Below are 21,260 nucleotides of genomic sequence, written 5' to 3'. Positions count from 1 at the left end.
GTAGATGATTGGGGTGAAGTCGTAACAAGGTAGCCGTATCGGAAGGTGCGGCTGGATCACCTCCTTTCTAAGGAAATACCCGAGCCCGATGAGGTTCGGATAAACTTGGCAGTTTATCGCTTACTCGTTGTCAGTTTTGAAAGAGTAACCGCACCCTGTAAAGGGTTCTGGAAACCTTCTTTCAATGTAAGTCAAGTCATCCGTTTGGTGGCGATGGCGGAGGTGAACCACGCGTTCCCATACCGAACACGACCGTTAAGCCCTTCAGCGCCGATGGTACTTAGACCGCAGGGTCTTGGGAGAGTAGGACGTCGCCAAGCAGGTGTTATGTTTTACACCTAACAGCAACCGAGAGGTTGTCTGTGATTTACTTTGCACCTTGAAAACTGGATAACGAAAGAAAAAGAATTGCTGAAACATCCTTTAGTTGTTTTTACGTAAGCGAAAGGTGTTCGAGATTGTTGCGACTTCTTTTCGTTTTGTTTCAACCACTTGATGTCTTAGGAGATCAGAGAAACAAAATGAAAACGGCGCACAAGCCGAATCACCTGAGCAAAATGGTTAAGCTAGTAAGAGCGCACGGAGGATGCCTAGGCACCAGGAGCCGAAGAAGGACGTGGCGAACAACGATACCGCCCCGGGGAGCCGTAAGCAGGCATTGATCCGAGGATTTCCGAATGGGGAAACCCAGCTATCGTAATGGATAGTTACTACTAACTGAATACATAGGTTAGTAAGAGGCATACCAGGGGAACTGAAACATCTAAGTACCCTGAGGAAGAGAAAACAATAGTGATTCCGTCAGTAGCGGCGAGCGAACGCGGATTAGCCCAAACCAAGAAGCTTGCTTCTTGGGGTTGTAGGACGTCTCACATGGAGTTACAAAAGTGTTTGGTAGGCGAAGAGGTCTGGAAAGGCCCGCCAGAGCAGGTAAAAGCCCTGTAACCGAAAGCAAGCACCCTCCGAGACGGATCCTGAGTACGGCGGGACACGAGAAACCCCGTCGGAATCCGGCAGGACCATCTGCCAAGGCTAAATACTCCCTGGTGACCGATAGTGAAGCAGTACCGTGAGGGAAAGGTGAAAAGCACCGCGGAAGCGGAGTGAAAAAGAACCTGAAACCGTGCGCTTACAAAAAGTCAGAGCCCGTTAAATGGGTGATGGCGTGCCTTTTGTAGAATGAACCGGCGAGTTACGATCACGTGCAAGGTTAAGTCGGGAAGACGGAGCCGTAGCGAAAGCGAGTCTGAATAGGGCGAATAAGTACGTGGTCGTAGACCCGAAACCGTGTGATCTACCCCTGTCCAGGGTGAAGGTGCGGTAACACGCACTGGAGGCCCGAACCCACGCATGTTGAAAAATGCGGGGATGAGGTGGGGGTAGCGGAGAAATTCCAATCGAACTCGGAGATAGCTGGTTCTCCCCGAAATAGCTTTAGGGCTAGCCTCGAGGAATGAGCGTCGTGGAGGTAGAGCACTGATTGGGTGCGGGGCCCGCCAAGGGTTACCAAGTCCAGTCAAACTCCGAATGCCATAGACGTGCTACTCGGGAGTCAGACAGTGAGTGCTAAGATCCATTGTCAAGAGGGAAACAGCCCAGATCATCAGCTAAGGTCCCCAAGTGTGTGTTAAGTGGGAAAGGATGTGGAGTTGCAAAGACAACCAGGATGTTGGCTTAGAAGCAGCCATCATTTAAAGAGTGCGTAATAGCTCACTGGTCGAGTGACTCTGCGCCGAAAATGTAACGGGGCTAAACACACCACCGAAGCTATGACATGTACCGTATGGTACTTGGGTAGGGGAGCGTTGAATACGGATTGAAGTTGGACCGTGAGGACTGGTGGACTGTATTCAAGTGAGAATGCCGGTATGAGTAACGAAAAGACAAGTGAGAATCTTGTCCGCCGAAAGCCTAAGGGTTCCTGAGGAAGGCTCGTCCTCTCAGGGTAAGTCGGGACCTAACGCGAGGCCGAAAGGCGTAGTGGATGGACAACAGGTTGAAATTCCTGTACCACCGAGGATCGTTTGAGCAATGGGGTGACACAGAAGGGCAGTGACGCGGACTGATGGAATAGTCCGTCCAAGCAGTGAGGCTGATCGATAGGCAAATCCGTCGATCATAAGGCTGGGCTGTGATGGGGAGCGAAAATTGCAGTAGCGAAGGTCATGTACTCCGGCTGTCAAGAAAAGCCTCTAGTGAGATCTAGGTGCCCGTACCGCAAACCGACACAGGTAGGCGAGCAGAGCATGCTAAGGCGCGCGGAAGAACTCTCGTTAAGGAACTCGGCAAAATGACCCCGTAACTTCGGGAGAAGGGGTGCCTCGGTAGGGTGAATAGCCCGAGGGGGCCGCAGTGAAAAGGCCCAAGCGACTGTTTAGCAAAAACACAGGTCTGTGCGAAGCCGTAAGGCGAAGTATACGGGCTGACGCCTGCCCGGTGCTGGAAGGTTAAGGGGAGCGGTTAGGAGAAATCCGAAGCTGTGAACCGAAGCCCCAGTAAACGGCGGCCGTAACTATAACGGTCCTAAGGTAGCGAAATTCCTTGTCAGGTAAATTCTGACCCGCACGAATGGCGTAACGACTTGGGCGCTGTCTCAACGAGAGATCCGGTGAAATTTTAATACCTGTGAAGATGCAGGTTACCCGCGACAAGACGGAAAGACCCCATGGAGCTTTACTGTAACTTGATATTGAACTTTGGTACGATCTGTACAGGATAGGTGGGAGCCTTTGAAGCATGAGCGCCAGCTTGTGTGGAGGCAACGTTGGGATACCACCCTGATCGTATCGGAGTTCTAACCTAGAACCGTGAAACCGGTTCGGGGACCGTGTCAGGTGGACAGTTTGACTGGGGCGGTCGCCTCCTAAAATGTAACGGAGGCGCCCAAAGGTTCCCTCAGAATGGTTGGAAATCATTCGAAGAGTGCAAAGGCATAAGGGAGCTTGACTGCGAGACCTACAAGTCGAGCAGGTACGAAAGTAGGGCTTAGTGATCCGGTGGTACCGAATGGAAGGGCCATCGCTCAACGGATAAAAGCTACCCTGGGGATAACAGGCTTATCTCCCCCAAGAGTCCACATCGACGGGGAGGTTTGGCACCTCGATGTCGGCTCATCGCATCCTGGGGCTGAAGTAGGTCCCAAGGGTTGGGCTGTTCGCCCATTAAAGCGGTACGCGAGCTGGGTTCAGAACGTCGTGAGACAGTTCGGTCCCTATCTGTCGCGGGCGCAGGAAATTTGAGAGGAGCTGTCCTTAGTACGAGAGGACCGGGATGGACGTACCGCTGGTGTACCAGTTGTTCCGCCAGGAGCACCGCTGGGTAGCCAAGTACGGACGGGATAAGCGCTGAAAGCATCTAAGCGTGAAGCCCCCCTCAAGATGAGATTTCCCAGTATGTAAGACCCCTTGAAGACGACGAGGTTGATAGGTTCGGAGTGGAAGCACAGCAATGTGTGTAGCTGACGAATACTAATCGGTCGAGGGCTTATCCTAAACACGTTTACTGTGACCCATACATCCAGTAGACAGCAGCTAAAAAGGCTTCAGCAAGCCTAATCTTTCGTATCCAGTTTTCAGGGCGCAACTTGCTAATGCGTGCATTAGCAGACGACCCACAAAAGTGGGTTTTCTTTTTTGTTCAGCACCTGATTTTATTTATGGCGGTCGTGGCGAAGTGGTTAACGCATCGGTTTGTGGATCCGACACTCGGGGGTTCAATTCCCCTCGATCGCCCCATTTTTTAAAAGTAGTATGGCATTTTTTTGTTGGGGATTAGCCAAGCGGTAAGGCAACGGACTTTGACTCCGTCATTCTCAGGTTCGATCCCTGAATCCCCAGCCATTTAGTTGCGGAAGTGGCTCAGCGGTAGAGCATCGCCTTGCCAAGGCGAGGGTCGCGGGTTCGATTCCCGTCTTCCGCTCCATTTAAGTTGGCGCCATAGCCAAGTGGTAAGGCAGAGCTCTGCAAAAGCTCTACCCCTAGTTCGAGTCTAGGTGGCGCCTCCATTACAATTTTATAAAATGTGCCCTTAGCTCAGCTGGATAGAGCGTTTGACTACGAATCAAAAGGCCAGGAGTTCGAATCTCTTAGGGCACGCCATCTTTACTCAAATGCCGATGTGGCGGAATGGCAGACGCGCGCGACTCAAAATCGTGAGGGAAACCGTGGAGGTTCGAGTCCTCTCATCGGCACCATATTGTATAAACAATAGTTCATTAGATATTTTATCTAATGAGCTTTTTTTGTTTAGCTTTAAAACCCCTTTAATAGCAAGAGCCGATGATAGCTTCGAAATATACTCCAAATGAAATTAACTATAGTTAAATCCACTGGATACGTGGTCATACAAAACACTAGTTATGAGAATTATTTTCAATTATAATGAGATACAGCCTCATTAAATAGGCCATATTTTTTAGTATCAGGAAGTGATTGGTATGGATTGGAATGAACATCTATTGCTGTGGAACGAAGCCAATGTCAAGCTGCTCGACATTAGACATCAGTCGTTGGCACATGGAGACGAGCTTCGCGGTTACAAGCTTCCATCCAATGCTTTTCTGTGGGTGACATACGGACGTGGGCGGGTGATGCTGGACGGTGTTGGTTATGCCGTCGATGGCTTTCATTTGCTTCATGGCAGAAAAGGCATGAGCCTGGACATTATCTCCTCAGGGGATCGCCTCGAATATGATCTTATTATGTACAAGGCTTTTTTAGCTGTCCCTGGCAACCGCTACTTGGATCGATTGTTAAAACGCAGCAGTCCTTTCCACATTCAATATGGATTCACGCCTCATGCTCCGCTTGCCCTTCATTCAAAATTCGAGATTATGGAACAAAGCTGGCGCAAGCTTACGCTGCTCGACAAGCTGTATGCCAAAGGCGTTCTTTATCAATTTGTACATGAATTACTTGGTCAGATGGCTGGGCAGGAGCTTGGGGAGACTCGAGCTGACCTTGTGTCCCAAGCTACACGCTACATAGAGACCAACTATTCGGATGCATTTACGGTTGAGAGTCTGGCCGAGCTGCTTGGCTGCAGCTCCAGCTATTTGACTCGCGTGTTCAAAAAACAGCAAGGAACAACGCCTAATGAATATTTGACCCAAGTTCGCATTGAACACGCAAGCAGGCTGTTGAAAGAAACGAAGGCATCTCTTCAAGAAATTTCGCTTGGCATAGGATATTTGGATGTCTACTATTTCAGCCGCGTGTTCAAAAAACAAACCGGCACATCACCGCTGCACTTTAGATCACTGGCAGCAGAAATATCGGTTCAGAAAAGTCCATTTAATAGTTCAGGACAAGCTATTGTCCCTCGCAAAGGTCAGGGCTATAATGATAATGATTCTCATTATGGAAAAGAGGGAGATTTAACGATGTACAAAGATTTAAAACTATCAGTAGGCGCAGTGATGCTGCTCTGCATGACTTTGTTATTCAGTGGTTGCGGGGCTTCAACAGGTTCCAATGAACCATCCGCTACAGCTGGCTCTCCAGCAACGGTCGCACAGGAGCAACAGCAGACAAAGCTGGTTAAGCATATGATGGGAGAAAGCGAAATTCCAATCAATCCGCAGCGCATAGCCGTGAACGGGCTCGAGGACATTATGCTTGCGCTTGATGCGCCGATGGTTCATGCCCAATCCATGAAGGGGCAGTACTTGTATGATACGCTGCAAGCAAAAAAGATTCCATCAGTCTACACGCCAGGCGGTTTAAATTATGAGTCTATTCTCAGCTCAAAACCTGATTTGATTATTGCCAATCTTTTGGCCACGGATACAGAATCGTATGAGCAGCTAAGTAAAATTGCTCCAACTATTGTCTATGATCGCAGCGACTGGAAGACATCCATAGCCGCTATCGGTAAGGCAATTGATCTCGAAGAGAAAGCTCAGTTGGTCATTCAAGATTACGAGGAAAAGCTGCTTAAGGCTAAAGAGGCTATCGTTGCGAAAATAGGGACGGATCGAACTTTAGCTTTTATTCGACCATCGGAGAAGGATGTTCAACTGTTTTTCCCGGCATTCTCCTATACTAACATCGCGTACAAAGATTTAGGCTTAACGCTTGAACCGATGTTGGCAAATTTGCAAAGTAAAGAGGAAGAAGGCACTTGGGGGATAGAAGCATCACTTGAAACACTGTCTAATTTGACTGCGGACTATTTATTTGTCACGGTCGGCGGCTCGTTTGATTCTGAGGACGAAGCGCAGGCTGCTTTACAGGAAATGAATGTAGTGGAGGATCTGAAAGTATGGAAGTCCATTCCTGCGGTTAAGCAAGGACATGTGTACAAGATGTCATCCAGACATTGGATGCTGAATGGACCTACAGCAGACAGTATGAAAATCGACGATGTACTCGCTGCCTTTGGTATACAATAATTCACAGTATTAAGGGGAGGCGAGCATGCTTTCCCTTTTTTTATTGTGCTACGCAAAGCGACTAAACTAGGTGATGAAAGTCTTCTTATCCTTGTCCTTCCCGGCAAAAAAGAAGAAGCAATTGGTATTAATTGTCGTCCCTTGAGTGTTCGTTCCGTACTTTTGTTAAAGGTAGGAAACGGAGCTGTTCTATTAAAACTTTTATTTTAGTTTGATTCTTCGTCTAAAAACTGCTTCTTTTTAGGTTATTTCTGCGAGTCCTTACAAGGCCGGAGACATGGAGGAGTTCAATAGCTTCATGAGCGGGCAGAAATCTGCGGAAGAAGTAAGCAAGCTGATCCAAAATCGGGTGACGACGTATTTGAATGAGTAGATCGATGGATTATTAAAAATGCTAAAGTTTCAGAATATGCATTAATCTGATAGTGAGTCATACTAAAATCCCTTTATTGAAGAATTGTCTAGACACCTACTTCGATAAGAGTATTTTAGGTATGGCTCATTTTTTGTTCAGAAGAATGCTTGCTCTTGACGCAATATCGTAGCCGTAGGTAAAAATGATCATAGTGATGATTGCATTTTACAGTTAATATCTGTAAGTTAATACATAACTGAACTTTTCTGTTCTTTAAAATAAATACATAAGGGGGATATGAGTAATGGACGGTATGTCATCAGGTATTATTTTTGGAATATTTCCAATAGTATTGTTTATTGTGTATGGTGTCGTTGCGCTTATGGGTATTTATTGTTTATTTTTACTTATTAAACTTTTGATAAGAGCGATCAAAGCTTTAGATATTCATTTAGATGAAAAAGGCAACAGACGCTTATAATTTCCTTCTGAAAGGAAGCCATGCTTGGAGGTGCGTTAAGATGAGCCATTATAATAACAACCCGTTGCTGTTATCCATTCCAGAGAGTTTTGAAAGCAGCCGTCTTCTTATCCGCGCGCCTCAATGGGGGGACGGAGCGAAGCTGAATGAGGCCGTTAGAGAAAGTGAAAATGAGCTTAAGCCTTGGATGCCATGGGCTCAAGCGATGCCGACGATTCAAGAATCTGAAGTTGTCATCAGGAAGTCACGGTCCAAGTATATGGATCGTTCAGACCTCATGCTGCTTCTTTTTTTAAAGGATACAGGTCAGTTGATAGGAAGCAGCGGTCTTCATCGCATAAATTGGCAAGCGCGAAAATTTGAAATCGGGTACTGGGCTCGTACAGCTTACAGCGGCCAAGGCTTTATAACGGAAGCGACGAATGCAATTTCAACATTTGCAATAAATGAGCTAGAAGCCAATCGTATTGAAATACGTTGTGATGCTAGGAATTATCGAAGCGCGCGAGTTGCGGAGCGACTGGGCTTCACGTTAGAAGGCATACTCCGAAATGAAAAATGTGATGTCAACGGTATTCTGCGGGATACGATGGTGTTTGCGAAGGTAAGAGGCAAAGAATTTTGAAGAAAAAGAACAGCACTACATAGGCTTATTTTCTCAACCATGTATAGGTATCATCGATCATTCGAGGGAAAACAGAACCTTGCTCTTTCGTCAAAAGAGGAGCAGATTCCAGCTCTTCTCTAGAACCCATTCCTTTACGGAGCTTGAAAGAGAGTGTAGGATACTTATTATGGAATGAAATAAATGATCATCATCAGATAGGGAGTGTTTACGGGATGGGGAACAAAACCTTCACGCTGAGCGAAGCGAACGAGATGCTGCCGCAGTTGCAAGAGGATTTACGGAAGCTTCAACACATTACGGCGCAATTTGAAGATTTATATATAAGTTATCAGAAAGAGAAGGCTGCTTATGAACAAGTTTTTGCTGCTATTGAAGGCAGTGAGGACCCTTTCTTTGAGAGGGAAAGCCAGCTGGAATTTATGAAGATGGAGGTAGACCTGTTAATTGAAAACTTCTCGCGAAAAGGCGTGCAGTTGAAAATGATTACTCCTGGTTTAATTGACTTTCCAGCGGTGCTGGGTAATGAGGATATTCTGATTTGCTGGAAGGAAGGCGAAGCTGAGGTTAGCCATTATCATGGTTTGCATGACGGGTTTATGGGTAGAAAACCGTTCCCGCAGGATGAATAGTATTCATAATTAATGACCAGCAAGGATTTATCCTTGGCTGGTCTTTTTAGTGTGAAGACAACACGGAATGATTAGAAACATTTTACAATTATTATACGTTATGTAAGTTAAGCGATGAAAATTAGAGATAAGAAGGTGTGAAATGAGAAACTGGAAAACAGCTTTTTCGCGAGGCGTTTTGATGGCATGCTGTTCTCTACTATTAATGAGTTCTGTTGTATCTGCATCATTTGATTCACGTACTTCCTATGTGGGAGATAACAAGGAAACGGAGATAGCAGCTCCTATTATTAAACCGCAATGGTCATTGAACTACGAAGGTATAGCAGCAACAGGTGAAGGTAAAGTCTTTTATTTGCTAAAGGGAAAAGTAATAGCTGTTAATATTCAGAATGGGAAAAAGCTGTGGGAGTATGGCAGTCAGCTCAAAGCTCCTGTCGTATATAAGGAAGGCCAACTGTACGTTAATTCGAGCGGAGGCCGTGTTCACGCTATTAAGGCGTCCTCTGGCATAAAAGTATGGGTGGCTTCCGTGAACGCTAATAACATTCATGATATTATTCCGGATGGCGATCGGCTGTTCACCTTTAATGGAGACATTCAAGCTTACAGCATAAAGGATGGTAAATTTCAGTGGCGTGACAATTACAAAGAGCCGCTGCACACAAAGATACTGTTTCATGGCGATTTTATAATAGGAGAAAATGAGCTATCAGGTGCTTACACTTACTCGCTCCTTCATGCTTTTGATCGCAAGACAGGAAAAAGGGTTTGGGAAGCTGCACATTACAACTTTCCTATTGGAGCAAAGGATGGAACTCTAACTGCGCAGAAGCTCGTTAACCTGTTTGAGCCTGCTCCATTAACTACACTTGATACCCTAGATATCAAGACGGGCAAAGTACTTAACAGCGTACAATATAATCCTCTAAAGATTGACTTAAATAAAGGAGAATCCGGCAACGAAGGAGACGCTTGGATTAACGGGGACAACGTATTCGTTAATTTCAATTCTGAGGTGTATAGTTACCCTCTAAATGCTGATCCGAGCAAAATAGAGCCCAAGGTGTATAAGCCTGTTGTTTACGCGCCAGGATTCAAATATGCGGCTGGGCCATATGAGGGGAAATTGATTTATACGAATGGCCGCGGGATATATGGTGTTAAATTAATTAATAAGACAACCGTAGATTATAATGCTGGTGTAACAGGCCTCATCGCACGTTTTGATTTAATTGGTAAAGGGATATATGTGGCGCAAACGGATGGAACGGTATCAGCTATCCATTTAGATACAGCAGCGCCAATTGTACAATTAAAAACAAATGAAAGAGAGTTTGGAGAGACGCTGCTTGAGAGCGGAATGATTGTGATCCAGACAAAAGGCAAGCTGCTCGCATTTAAACAACCAACCAGCTTGAAATCTAGCGTCAAATAATTAAATAACAGCTCAATGAGCGCTAATAACAAAAGAGCCCCGATTACGAAAAATCGGGGCTCTTTGCTTTATCGTAAAATAAACTCAGCGGTTACCGGATTATGGTCGCTGTGTTCAAATGCTAAATCTGTACTTTGCAGCTGAATTTTATCTACGTTTGAAGAAACGAGAAAACCATCAATGACGGCTCTGAAATTAACGCCTTCCGTGTATGCAACATCTAATGTGCGTACAGTAGCGATGCTGTCGTCAACCATCCACTTGAAGCCGCTTGGTTTGAAATCCTCAGGAAATTGCTGAAGCCATTCTGGCCATGCCTGTGTCGTTTCGAATCGATCAGGGGTAGTGCCGGGCAGGGCATGGTTCCAATCTCCGCCTACAATAATATAATTGCCCTTGCCATTCTCCTTCTCTAAAAATGCGGCTAAATAATCCAATTGCTGCTTGCGGATTTTGCCGCCCTCATCAAAGGCAGATAAATGAAGATTGATAACAATAAGCTCTTTGCCGTTATTGACCTCAAATCTGCTTTCTATAAAAGCACGATCCAATTCAAGCTGCTGTATCGGCCAGCTCTCTTTACCTGGAAGATCGTATCGCTGATTGCTTTTGTTTTTGAATGTTGAGAAGGTTAGAAGGCCGCTCTGAACGGAACCCATTGGATTAAAAATCGGGACGGGAACCCATGCCACTTTATAGTTATAAGCAAATGCATAGCTGTAATCTTCCAAAGGTTTTGCCAAATAGTCTATTTCATTAATATGGTAGCTTCTTGATGAGCGGGCATCGACTTCCTGAAGCAAAAAAAAGTTGGATTGGTTTGTTTTCATAAAGGACGAAATGGAGTCTAGATTGGAAATCGTTTGATTTTTGCTGCTGGAGCGTGATTTTTTACCTCCATCCATAAAAAAATCTTGTTTTTTGTCCAAGCCAGCATAGCCGATATTGAAGGTCGTAACTGTAAATGGAACGCCTTGCTCAATGGGTTGCCCTTTATTATTTTCTGACGTAATCTCGATAACTTCTGCAGGTTTATAATCGGATAAAGTAATATACAGTAAAAACCCTCCCGCTATCGCAACTGCGAGTAGGACAAGCGTGCCAATTGTTTTTAATATCTTTTTCCCCATATGTTCCATCCTTTCATTACGTATTGCGGTACTCACATTTAAGTTTATAAGTATGCTACTGGAAATGTACCATGATATGGGTTAGGGAACTAGTTGTTTTTTTATTGATGCTTTCCCACTATTCAGGAAAGTGATATTAACGATACTAAATAATGAGACTATAATTAAGCTCATTACAGGTCATATGCGACCAAGGATGGGGAATGAATGATGAATATAATAGCTTTTAAACACTTCGCTTTTGATGATGATTATGCGTTTCGTTCATGGGCCAGCCTTGGAGGACATCGCTTGGATATAAAGGATCCTGCTCTTGAGATTGATGCCAAATGGCTTGACGAGATGGATTTGCTTGTTATATGCGGCGGGCCAATGAGCGTCTATGAAGAGGAGAAATATCCTTGGCTTACGGCAGAGAAGCAGTTCGTACGGCAAGCTATTCAGCTTGGCAAAAAAGTGCTGGGCATCTGCTTTGGCGCTCAAATGATAGCTGAGCTGCTGGGAAGCCGAGTATACCGAAATACGCATAAAGAAATAGGCTGGCATTCGATTAATCGTACGCAGGAGCAGCATCCTTGGCTCTGCGGCATGCCTGAGCAATTTATTTCGTTTCAGTGGCATGGCGATACCTTCGACTTGCCGCAGGACACGCGGCTCCTCGCTTCTTCAGAGGCGTGCAAGGTGCAGGCATTCGCATATGGCGAGCATGTCATGGGACTGCAATTTCATTTGGAGACGACAGCTGCATGCATGGAATCCATGTTTGCACACTGGTCTTCAGAGTTTATTCAGGCGCCATACATTCAAACAGCTGAACAGATTCGCAGTCAATTCGCGCGCACTGAGCAGTCACTAACGCTGCTACATGGCATATTGGATCAGATTTCCTTAAAGTGTTAATAGTGGCACCATTTTTGTTGCTCCCTTAGTCCAAAAGTAATATCATAAATGAATAATGAAGCGGCTAGATTATCGGTTAAGGAAAAGGAGCGTTCAAGCATGAAGCACAATCGTCTCGGGAAATCAGAGCTCTACATAAGTGAGATCGGCCTTGGCTGCATGTCACTAGGGACAGATAAAGTAAAAGCGACAGCCTTAGTACATGAAGCGATCGAGAAGGGCATTAATTTTCTAGATACGGCTGATCTTTATGATGAGGGTCTTAATGAGGAAATAATCGGTGAGGCAATAAAGGGAAAACGGGCAGATATTGTGCTTGCGACGAAGGTCGGCAATCATTGGGAGAAGGGAAAAGCGGGCTGGTCGTGGGACCCGTCGAAAGCTTATATTAAGTCGGCTGTAAAAGACAGCTTGCGAAGGCTCCAAACGGACTATATCGATTTGTATCAGCTGCATGGAGGTACACTGGATGATCCCATATCGGAGACGATTGAAGCATTTGAGGAGCTTAAGCAAGAGGGACTCATTCGCTATTACGGCATTTCTTCGATTCGTCCAAATGTTATTCGAGAATATGTGGAGCGTTCAAATATCGTCAGTGTGATGAGCCAGTATAGTATTTTGGACAGAAGGCCTGAAGAGCAAATATTGCCTTTGTTAGAAGAGAAGGGCATTAGTTTAATCGCTCGAGGTCCGGTGGCAAAAGGGATTTTAACCGATAATGGAGCTGCCAAGGCGGAAAAGGGTTATTTGGATTATGACAAAGAGGAGCTGTCGTCTTTGCGAGACGTTTTGATAGAGATGGGAGAAGGCTCTCGTGATTTGGCGCATACAGCAATTCGGTATGCTTTAGCCAGCCCTGCTGTAGCTGCTGTTATTCCTGGCGCGAGCTCGTTAGAACAGCTGCTGCACAATATAGCGGCAAGTGAAGCTCATCAGCTATCTCCCGCTGAGCTGGAGACCATCAAGAGGTTAAGTAAAGAAAATCGTTTTGAACAGCACCGTTAGAGAATAGGAGAGGCTGCCTGATAGGCAGCTTTTTTTTGATTATAAAATAAAAAAGTTTTGATCCATTGATAGATATTTGGCGTAAGTGGCATCTGTCTAGTAAGGGGGATGAATGATGGAGGTTTGGGCACCCAAATGGCAAGCTCTGTTAAGTAGTGGAGCAGGGGCAGAAGCACAGGAGCAGTCGTTAGTTGAACGAGCAAGAACCGGCGATGAGGAAGCGTTCGGGGAGCTGGTGCGTCGTCATCGAGCTAAGGCGCTTGGGCTCGCTGGCAGCTTGACGAAGGATGCGTTTATGGCAGAGGACATCGTGCAGGAAGCGCTGATTCGTGCATTTATGCACCTCGGTACGCTTACTGACGCGAGCAGGTTTATTCCTTGGCTGCACAGGATTGTGCGAAATCAAGCCTACATGAAGCTGAGGAGAGGCGGACCCTATAGCAAGGAGCGGCCATTCGTTAGCTTCATGAGCCAATCAGGGCTGCCAGCAGAGGCAGGTATAAGCGGGCAGTCGGTTGATTGGAGCGATATTGATAGCATCCTGTTTCATTTAACGGATCAAGCCATGAATGAGCCGAGCGAAGGTCAAAATCCGGAGCATGCTGTCATCCGCCAAGAAACGCTCCAGAGCATTCAAACACTGATCCGATGCTTGAACAAGCGGGAGCGGGACATTTTTGAAGCAAGATTTTTTGGCGAGCTGCCGCCGGCTGAGATTGCTGAGCTGTTCGATACGACGACTGCAAATGTATACAATATGCTGTCGAGATCAAGGGTTAAGCTTCAGAAGGAGCGTATTCGCATATCGATTAGTTTATATGTGGAGCAAAGGGCGTTGCTCGGTTTGCCCAGAAGAAAAATTCTCACTCCGCCCCCTATGTAGGTTCAGAATGTTTATGATAAACCTTGAATGGAGCTGAAAATAATGACGCTGGATAGGGATTGGTCCAAAACATGGACCTCGGCCGCTGCTGCTATTCATGGCGCGGTGAGCTACACGGATAAAAAACATTTTACGCTAACAGATGTGATGGGATTTACCGGTCATGCTTTTCGCATGAATATTGATCCCGTTAGTATTAATGCTGCAGGACCAACCTCATTCCCAGGTGGATATATATTGAGGAGGAATATAGGAAATCTCGGCTTTACGAGCTGTTTGGCTGATCCTATGCTCCCGTTAACACCGGATAAAGTGGAGCGAACTATCGCTCTCGTTCAGCAGTCAATCGACCGTGGCATCCCTGCCATTTCATTTGATTTGTTTATACCTGAATTCGGTTTGATCTATGGTTATGATGATGATAAGCAGCTCTTTCATGCAAAAGATGTATCGAAGGATGGCACGATAAGTTATGCCGATTTTGCCGATTCCAAGATTGATTTGTTGTTCGTGACGACGATTAGCGAAAGCCTGCCTCACTCGAAATACGAAATATTGCGCATGGCGTTATCGATGATCGTGGATCATGGGCGAGGCAAGGAATGGACGCATGTGTTCGAAGATAAATTTGTACAAGGCTTAGCGGGTTATGAGGCATGGATTGGTGTCATGGAGCGGCGAAATGCGGATGAGCATGGTCATGCCTATAACGTGGCTGTCATTTCTGATGCGCGTGAGTTCGCTGCTCGTTTTTTACGCGAATTGGCATTCCGCTGGGATGGGACAAATGTTGTGGAGAGAACGGTTCGCAAGCATGCGGGTGAAGCGGCGCTGCATTACGAGATAGTTGCTGAGGCGCTGGGCAAGCTGAGAGAGTTATTCCCATTCCCAGAAGGCGGCAAGCCGAAGGACCCTGAAGCCGCGGATCGTGCAATCGTACTGCTTCGGCAAGCGCAGGAGGCGGAGGCGAAGGGAATGGAGCAACTGGAGCAGCTGTTTCATTTTATGAAGGAATATTATTCGGAGATCTGGGTGAACTGAGTCATCATTGTGTAACGGTTGGGCAAGTGTATGATGAAAGACAATGGGGAAAGTTTTTAAAGATATAAGCAGCGATAGCGTCAAATAAAGCTGCTCAAAAAAGTTTGACAGGGAGAAAGCCTATACCAAGGCTTTCTCTCTGTGCTATTCTTAGGGTGGAAGGTTTGACATTATCAACTGTATGAAATAACATTACAGTATCCTTCTTGAGAGGGAGTTGTGAAAATGAATAGTGAATTTACGGTTGCGGTTCACAGCTTAGTGCTGTTAGCTTATTTGCCTGATCATATGGCGAGCAGCGAGACCATTGCTCGCAACGTTTCGACGAATCCGACACGTATTCGCAAAATTATGAGTTCCTTACGGAAGCATGGCTTTGTGAAGACGAAGGAAGGAATCGGCGGGGGATATATTTTGAATTGTGAGCCGAATGAGGTTACGCTGGCACAAATATATCGAGCACTATCAGGCGGTACGCTAAAGCCGCATTGGTGTTCAGGAAATCCAGAGGAGGACTGTCTGGTATCCGCTAATATTCAAGTGGTGATGGATCATTTTTTTTACGAGGCAGAGCTTCATTACGTGGCCTATTTGGAGCAAAATACGCTTCAAACTGCTTTGGACAAGATTCGAAAATGTCAGCAGCAGCTTAAAGAAAAGCAGGTTTGATGCTTTTCAATGCTTGCCAGTTTATGCAGGCATCATGTCTGTTTCACGATAGAGCGGTAAATAGAGTTGAATACTGTATATTACCGCTCCTGTCATGAAGCTGATGCATTTGCAGCGGCTCTTTTTTGCGTGTAAAATGTATCTAATAATAGTACAGTTGATTTGCAAATAATAATATTAATAGAAGCTATCGCTTCTATTCGTAAAGAAAAGAGTGAATGTCATGTCAGAACAAACGATAAACAATTCAGCTTTTAATATTCCGTTATCCGTTCTTGATGTATCTCCCATTGTAGAAGGCGGCACTGTTGCCGAATCGCTTAGCAATACATTAGATCTTGCACAGCATGCGGAAAAATGGGGCTATAACCGTTACTGGCTTGCGGAGCACCACAATGCGCCAAGCATCGCCAGCTCAGCGACATCCATCGTTATTGGCCATGTTGCCGCAGGTACATCCAAGATTCGTGTAGGCGCTGGGGGGATTATGCTGCCGAACCATGCACCGCTCGTTATTGCTGAGCAATTCGGTACATTGGAATCGTTGTTTCCAGGCCGTATTGATTTAGGACTTGGCCGCGCTCCTGGAACGGATGGTCTTACAGCAGCTGCCCTTCGTGGAAACAGAAGAAGCAATGGGCATGATTTCCCAGAGCAGCTAGCTGAGCTGCGCGCGTTTCTAGATCCGGCGAGTGCTGAGGTGGGCATGCCAGTGCGAGCGATTCCGGGTGAAGGTCTTGATATTCCGATTTGGCTATTGGGTTCGAGCGATTTCAGCGCCTTGCTCGCTGCACAGTTAGGATTGCCATTTGCTTTTGCAGGACATTTCTCGCCTAATTTCACCGTTCCAGCAATGAATCTTTATCGAAGCAGCTTTAAGCCATCAGCGATTCTTGATAAGCCAAAAGGAATGGTTGCGGTAAATGTCATTGCGGCTGATACGGATGAAGAGGCTGAATATCTAGCAACATCGATGCAGCAGTTGTTCCTATCCTTTATTCGCAACACGCGTGGAGCTTTGCCTGCACCTGTTCGCAATATGGATGACGTCTGGACAGCGCAGGAGAAGATCGCTTTGATGCAGCAATTAGGCTCTTCCATTGTTGGCGGACCGGAGACGGTACGTACGAAGCTGAAGCAATATATTGAGGCGACGAAGGCGGATGAGATTATGGTCGCCGCACATATTTATGATCACCAAGCTAGATTGCGCTCATATGAAATTATTGCGGGTCTGTAATCTACCAAATTAACTAATAAAATTGAAGCAGAATAGAAAAGAGTGAAGACTTATTAACCAAGTTAAACTGACCCCTTAGTCAAGGACACTTTGAAAAAAAGAGCACTAAGCCACACTTAAGAGATGATTCCTGTACTGAACAGGAGTCATCCTTTTTTGTTTCCACTGATATCTATGATGATTGTAATAACGAATATAGCGATTAATTTCTCGTTCTAATTCAGCCAAGGTTGTACAGTCTTGACTCTTCACATGATCTTTCATATGACCGAAGAAGGACTCCTGAGGTGCATTATCCCAACAGTTTCCACGACGTGACATCGATTGTCCAAGGCCCTTACTCTTCAATAATTTCTGGTAGGTAGGGCTCGTGTAATGGCTCCCTTGATCGGAATGGATAAAGACCTTCTTATGAAGTTTTACGCGCTTCTGCTTCATTAACGATTCAATGGTATTTGTGACTAAAGGCAGTTGGAGGGATACGGAGAGATTTCGGGCTAGAAGCTCCCCTGTAGAGGCGTCCAAAATGGTCGACAAATAAGCCGTCTGTGATTTTCCATACGGAAGATAGGTGATATCCGTGAGTAAAACAAGGCCTGGGATTCCCTTCTTAAAGTCCCTCTGCAGCTTATTTGGGAGCGTGCGGTGTTCGAGTGTAGCTTTGGTCATAAGTCGATACGGGTTAGGTTTTCGATGAGGACAAACGAGGTCAAATTTTTTCATTAGCCTTTGAATTCGCTTTAGATTGTAACAGGTGTCATATTCGCTCTGGAGCGTCATCTTAATGGATCGGGAGCCTTTTTTATAACCTCTTCGATGAAAGGCTTTCTTGATAAGTGCACCTGCTTGCTCATCCGCTAACGTACGCTTCTGACGCTTGTCAGCAGAGTGAAGGTAGTTATAAAAGCCAGAGCGTGACACGTCAAGCAGTTGACAAAGGTAACGTGTCATTCGCCCCAAACCTTGTTGAACAGCTTCCTGAATAAGGTTAAAACAATCACTCGGATTTAGGATCTTTCCGTTTGCTGTTAGCCTCCTTTCGTTCCTGTCTAACTTTTTTACGTATGCCAGTTGAGCCTCCAAAAGTCTAATCTTTGCATCCTGCCTGGCAATAATCTCTTCAGGAGATAAATCTCGTTTTGATGGACGTAGAACCGCTTCTTTTCTCGAGTCCGCAAGTCCCGTAATCCCATCTTTTTCGTAGGCTTTCTTCCAACGATCTGCACATTGTTCGATCCGCTTCAACCCGAGGATCTCCACTTGAAATCCACTGGTTTCAAAAATCTCCCTCGGAGTTCGTCCCGATACATATTGGTCAATGAACACACGTTTGAATTCATCAGCATACGTAATTGATTTTTCGCTGACTCGTAAGACATACGGGTTGTTAGCTAACTGTTCTTGTTCATATTGATTAAAGTGTTTTTTACTCATATGACCGCCCCCACTATTCACTCTAGTATACAAAAAAAGGTACCCATACACTAAACCCTTTTTTCAAAGTGTCCAGTGTATGGGTACCAGTTTAAGTCTTCACTCTTTTTTTACTTTAAATGAGCTGATTTACTCGATAGGCGGATAGTGCCCTTTGCGCAGCTTATTAATGGAATAACCAAAGTCCATTTGAAGATGAGGATAGTCAGGGAAGTTTTTCCAATCACCTCCCCAAGAGAAGCCAAGGCGCTTGGCAATTTCAACAACTTCCATCCAGTCGGACCGCCCATTTTTATTGCCGTCATACTCCATGTCCCATATGACCTCGCCTTTCTTCGTTCGCAGGGCAAAATCGACAGCAAGGCCGTAATTGTGATAGGAGTGTCCGCCTTGAACTTGCGTAACGACTTTCCCCTCTGTTGTGCGTCCTTTTGCATAAATCGCATTTTGCTCCTCGCTTGAACGGAAGCCGTCTGTGACGAGAATGGTGATGCCGGCCTTGCTCGTTTCGGCAATCAGCTCGGTCTGCTTAATGAATACGATAGGATGCAGTGCCGTTACGGGTGGAGCTTCAATAGGATCATTGTTCGGCAAGTATGGATCAAAGGAAAGAATAACTTTCCATAAAAGAGCAGCGGTTAGCGCTAAAATAATAAACAGCAGTATTCGGTTTCGCTTGCGCTTACTTCTTGCTGCCAGGCTCAGCTGAGCCTGTAATGTAGGATGAGAAACATGATTTCGCTCCAGCATGCTGAATCTCCTTACGTTTTATATCCGCTTATTTTATCATATTGTTTATTTTGACACCCTAGTCTGTGGTAGGGGATTAGGCTTAATTACTATTGATTATGCTTTCTACCAATATTTTAGTAATGAGTTATAGAGTAGATTTTGTTATGCTTCGAGGATTGATCGCATGAGGAGGGTCTTTCTTGAAGCATACTTATACTAGATTTGCTCTAGCAGCATTTACTTTACTATATATCATAACACTTGTTGCTCATCCCATTGCAGCTCAAAGCACGTTGCCTTTTGATGATATTTCAAGCAGCTATGCCAAACAGGAAATAATCGATTTGTATAATAAAAAGATTATTACGGGCACATCGGAGCGAAGCTTCTCACCGAAGCAATCGATCTCGAGAGCGGAGTTTGTCACTGTGCTGGATCGGCTGCTCGGGCTTGAGCCTGTACCGACGCCAGTATCGCCATATACTGACGTACCTATGAAGGCTTGGTATTACGGATGGATTCAGGCTGCTGTGCAGCTTGGCTTAGCAGATGGCGTCAGCGCCTCTTTGTTTGCACCTGCGAAGGCAGTTACAAGGCAGGAAGCAGCCGTATTATTAACGAGAGCATTGAAGAAGCTGGATCATAACTCGGAAGTAAAGCTAAGCTTTGGCGATGCCAGCCGCATTGCGGATTGGGCGAGTTCTTCTGTAGCAGCGATGAATGCTCTTGGCCTTATGAAAGGTGACGATAAGGGAAATTTCCGTCCGGGCGATCCGATAAGCAGACAAGAAACCGCAGTAATGATTCATCGGGTGCTGAAAAATGTGAACTGGGCAGCTGAGCTTGCAGCTAAGCCCAAGGAAACGATAAAGCTAGGCTGGCAGTATGGTCAGACGACGCAGCAGTATGAACAAACGGTTTTGAATTCTAATGTAAACACCCTGTCTCCGCGTTGGTATTTTACAGGGGAAGCGGGAGAGATATCGGATAACACGGATCCGTCTCTTGTAACTTGGGCGAAACAGCATAATAAAAAAGTATGGGCAATGGTCGGCAACCGCTCGGATCAAGCGGCTACTCATAAGCTGCTATCCAGTTCCACACTACGCACCAAAGCAATATCTCAGCTTGCAGAATACGTAACAAAGTATAAGCTCGACGGGCTCAATATTGATTTTGAAAATGTTGCGCCGCAGGATCGAGCAGCTTTGACCGCCTTCATCACGGAGCTGTCCAAAAAAATGAAGCTTTTGAACGTCACGCTGTCGCTTGACGTATCCCCCGACCGGGGAACGGATTGGACAGACGCTTTCGATTTTGCCGCGCTTGGAAAATTAGCCGATTATATCGTATTGATGGGCTATGATGAGCACTGGGGAGACGGCTCGGAAGCGGGCTCCAACGCCTCTATAGGTTTTGATGAAGCGGCTGTGAATAAGCTTCTTAAATTGGTGCCAAGCCAAAAGGTAATATTGGGCGTGCCTTTCTATAACCGTGATTGGGATTTAAAGAAGGACGGCAGCGTTGAGTCCTCTGCATTTATATCATTTGGCGAGCAGAATGCGCTCATTAGTAAATATGGAATCAGGCCTTTGTGGGACGCTAAAATCGGTCAGTACACAGCTGCATACATGAAGAATGGTATACAGCATAAAATATGGGTCGAGGACGGGCGTTCGTTAACCGAAAAATATAAGCTGGCTGTAAAAAGCAAGCTTGCTGGACTAGCTTACTGGTATGTAGGCGGCGAAAGTCCGGATATATGGATAAGTCTAAAAAATGCGGATCGATTTTTGGGTTATTCCTTCTCCTAATAGTTATTTACCAAAACCGCTGAATTGATTCGCAAGAACAAACGATATGGGGGCTGTCCCATAAGAATCAGGCTCGCTGAGGAATAGCTCACTTTGAACGGGAGTATTGGTAAATATATAGCAGTACAGGAGAGCTATTCCTGTACTGCTATTTTTCTATTCTGGTCTATGGTTAGGATTATGGGCAAGCGAAAGCCACCCGACCTCCAGACTTACCTTAGGTAAGCTGCGAAGCAGAAGCGCCGGAATCCTTGGTTATTCTTTATCTGCCCTAAAATACTTTCGGGTTCAATCATTCGTTTTACCGACAGCGAATATCCTTCCTCGCTATTTCCCTTGCTTGCTGCTTGTAGCGCATAATAACTCAGACTGACCATATCCAGCATCGGCGATGTTCGTCATATGATTGTAATGTGCGCGAACCGATAGTGGAGAGTGAATAAGTGTAAAAGTGCACCTGTTTTTAACATACAAGATTGGAATATTG

The 21,260-nt window shown here is 45.6% G+C and carries 15 protein-coding genes, 6 tRNA genes, 3 rRNA genes and 1 pseudogene (1 of these 25 cut by a window edge); 21 read left to right on the top strand and 4 right to left on the bottom strand.

Annotation, left to right across the window (positions count from 1 at the left end; genetic code table 11):
• The 14 genes from AC0VYE_RS30210 to AC0VYE_RS30145 form a co-directional block, all read left to right on the top strand.
• Nucleotides 1–67, top strand: a 16S ribosomal RNA gene (locus tag AC0VYE_RS30210); it begins 1,489 nt to the left of the window's first position.
• 136 nt (nucleotides 68–203) lie between these two features.
• A 5S ribosomal RNA gene (gene rrf, locus AC0VYE_RS30205) occupies nucleotides 204–320 on the top strand.
• 239 nt (nucleotides 321–559) lie between these two features.
• Nucleotides 560–3,491 (top strand): 23S ribosomal RNA (locus AC0VYE_RS30200).
• The 16S, 23S and 5S rRNA genes sit together here with 6 tRNA genes alongside, the layout of an rRNA operon.
• 167 nt (nucleotides 3,492–3,658) lie before the next feature.
• A tRNA-His gene (locus tag AC0VYE_RS30195) sits at nucleotides 3,659–3,734 on the top strand.
• Between the two features lie 30 nt (nucleotides 3,735–3,764).
• A tRNA-Gln gene (locus AC0VYE_RS30190) sits at nucleotides 3,765–3,839 on the top strand.
• A gap of 7 nt (nucleotides 3,840–3,846) precedes the next feature.
• Nucleotides 3,847–3,921, top strand: a tRNA-Gly gene (locus tag AC0VYE_RS30185).
• An 8-nt stretch (nucleotides 3,922–3,929) separates the two neighbouring features.
• Nucleotides 3,930–4,003 (top strand) — tRNA-Cys (locus tag AC0VYE_RS30180).
• A gap of 17 nt (nucleotides 4,004–4,020) precedes the next feature.
• Nucleotides 4,021–4,097, top strand: a tRNA-Arg gene (locus AC0VYE_RS30175).
• Nucleotides 4,098–4,110: 13 nt separating this feature from the next.
• Nucleotides 4,111–4,192 (top strand) — tRNA-Leu (locus AC0VYE_RS30170).
• 243 nt (nucleotides 4,193–4,435) lie between these two features.
• Nucleotides 4,436–6,391 (top strand): AraC family transcriptional regulator, encoded by a 1,956-nt coding sequence (locus AC0VYE_RS30165; RefSeq protein WP_475444441.1) that lies wholly within the window; start codon nucleotides 4,436–4,438, stop codon nucleotides 6,389–6,391.
• A gap of 659 nt (nucleotides 6,392–7,050) precedes the next feature.
• Nucleotides 7,051–7,227, top strand: coding sequence for a hypothetical protein (locus tag AC0VYE_RS30160; RefSeq protein ID WP_179089958.1), 177 nt, complete (start codon nucleotides 7,051–7,053; stop codon nucleotides 7,225–7,227).
• 40 nt (nucleotides 7,228–7,267) lie between these two features.
• Nucleotides 7,268–7,852 carry a GNAT family N-acetyltransferase gene (locus AC0VYE_RS30155; RefSeq protein ID WP_076271872.1) on the top strand — a complete coding sequence of 195 codons (585 nt, stop codon included), beginning with the start codon at nucleotides 7,268–7,270 and terminating at the stop codon, nucleotides 7,850–7,852.
• 215 nt (nucleotides 7,853–8,067) lie between these two features.
• Complete coding sequence (locus AC0VYE_RS30150) at nucleotides 8,068–8,484, top strand: DUF2203 domain-containing protein (protein WP_441913722.1); 417 nt, start codon at nucleotides 8,068–8,070, stop codon at nucleotides 8,482–8,484.
• Between the two features lie 142 nt (nucleotides 8,485–8,626).
• Nucleotides 8,627–9,922 carry an outer membrane protein assembly factor BamB family protein gene (locus AC0VYE_RS30145; RefSeq protein WP_475444438.1) on the top strand — a complete coding sequence of 432 codons (1,296 nt, stop codon included), beginning with the start codon at nucleotides 8,627–8,629 and terminating at the stop codon, nucleotides 9,920–9,922.
• Nucleotides 9,923–9,990: 68 nt separating this feature from the next.
• Here AC0VYE_RS30145 and AC0VYE_RS30140 read toward each other — a convergent pair whose 3' ends face one another.
• On the bottom strand, nucleotides 9,991–11,052 hold the full coding sequence (locus AC0VYE_RS30140) for an endonuclease/exonuclease/phosphatase family protein (protein WP_475444436.1): 1,062 nt from the start codon (nucleotides 11,050–11,052) through the stop codon (nucleotides 9,991–9,993).
• 207 nt (nucleotides 11,053–11,259) lie between these two features.
• Between AC0VYE_RS30140 and AC0VYE_RS30135 the strand changes: the two genes are divergently transcribed.
• The 6 genes from AC0VYE_RS30135 (at nucleotide 11,260) to AC0VYE_RS30110 (ending at nucleotide 16,793) form a co-directional block, all read left to right on the top strand.
• The gene (locus AC0VYE_RS30135) at nucleotides 11,260–11,952 is read left to right on the top strand and encodes a type 1 glutamine amidotransferase (protein ID WP_475444434.1); all 693 of its coding nucleotides are present in this window, start codon (nucleotides 11,260–11,262) and stop codon (nucleotides 11,950–11,952) included.
• A 99-nt stretch (nucleotides 11,953–12,051) separates the two neighbouring features.
• Nucleotides 12,052–12,960, top strand: a complete 909-nt coding sequence (locus AC0VYE_RS30130; RefSeq protein ID WP_475444432.1) for an aldo/keto reductase — start codon at nucleotides 12,052–12,054, stop codon at nucleotides 12,958–12,960.
• A 112-nt stretch (nucleotides 12,961–13,072) separates the two neighbouring features.
• Nucleotides 13,073–13,843, top strand: a complete 771-nt coding sequence (locus AC0VYE_RS30125) for an RNA polymerase sigma factor (RefSeq protein WP_475444430.1) — start codon at nucleotides 13,073–13,075, stop codon at nucleotides 13,841–13,843.
• Nucleotides 13,844–13,885: 42 nt separating this feature from the next.
• Nucleotides 13,886–14,884 carry a hypothetical protein gene (locus AC0VYE_RS30120; protein WP_083682758.1) on the top strand — a complete coding sequence of 333 codons (999 nt, stop codon included), beginning with the start codon at nucleotides 13,886–13,888 and terminating at the stop codon, nucleotides 14,882–14,884.
• A gap of 225 nt (nucleotides 14,885–15,109) precedes the next feature.
• Nucleotides 15,110–15,553, top strand: coding sequence for an RrF2 family transcriptional regulator (locus AC0VYE_RS30115; protein WP_076271867.1), 444 nt, complete (start codon nucleotides 15,110–15,112; stop codon nucleotides 15,551–15,553).
• 223 nt (nucleotides 15,554–15,776) lie between these two features.
• Complete coding sequence (locus AC0VYE_RS30110) at nucleotides 15,777–16,793, top strand: LLM class flavin-dependent oxidoreductase (RefSeq protein WP_475444427.1); 1,017 nt, start codon at nucleotides 15,777–15,779, stop codon at nucleotides 16,791–16,793.
• Nucleotides 16,794–16,898: 105 nt separating this feature from the next.
• Here AC0VYE_RS30110 and AC0VYE_RS30105 read toward each other — a convergent pair whose 3' ends face one another.
• Both AC0VYE_RS30105 and AC0VYE_RS30100 read right to left on the bottom strand, forming a co-directional pair.
• Nucleotides 16,899–18,227, bottom strand: coding sequence for an IS3 family transposase (locus AC0VYE_RS30105; protein ID WP_475442581.1), 1,329 nt, complete (start codon nucleotides 18,225–18,227; stop codon nucleotides 16,899–16,901).
• A gap of 129 nt (nucleotides 18,228–18,356) precedes the next feature.
• Complete coding sequence (locus tag AC0VYE_RS30100; protein WP_475444425.1) at nucleotides 18,357–18,977, bottom strand: M15 family metallopeptidase; 621 nt, start codon at nucleotides 18,975–18,977, stop codon at nucleotides 18,357–18,359.
• 182 nt (nucleotides 18,978–19,159) lie between these two features.
• Between AC0VYE_RS30100 and AC0VYE_RS30095 the strand changes: the two genes are divergently transcribed.
• Nucleotides 19,160–20,773, top strand: coding sequence for an S-layer homology domain-containing protein (locus AC0VYE_RS30095; protein ID WP_475444423.1), 1,614 nt, complete (start codon nucleotides 19,160–19,162; stop codon nucleotides 20,771–20,773).
• A 156-nt stretch (nucleotides 20,774–20,929) separates the two neighbouring features.
• Here AC0VYE_RS30095 and AC0VYE_RS30090 read toward each other — a convergent pair.
• A pseudogene (locus AC0VYE_RS30090) lies at nucleotides 20,930–21,105 on the bottom strand (transposase); the annotation flags it as partial.
• Nucleotides 21,106–21,260: the final 155 nt, after the last annotated feature.

This window comes from Pristimantibacillus sp. Z349TD_6, from assembly GCF_056173205.1.
Note: the sequence above shows the minus strand (reverse complement) of the source record. Positions and strands in the feature narration are given on the sequence as shown.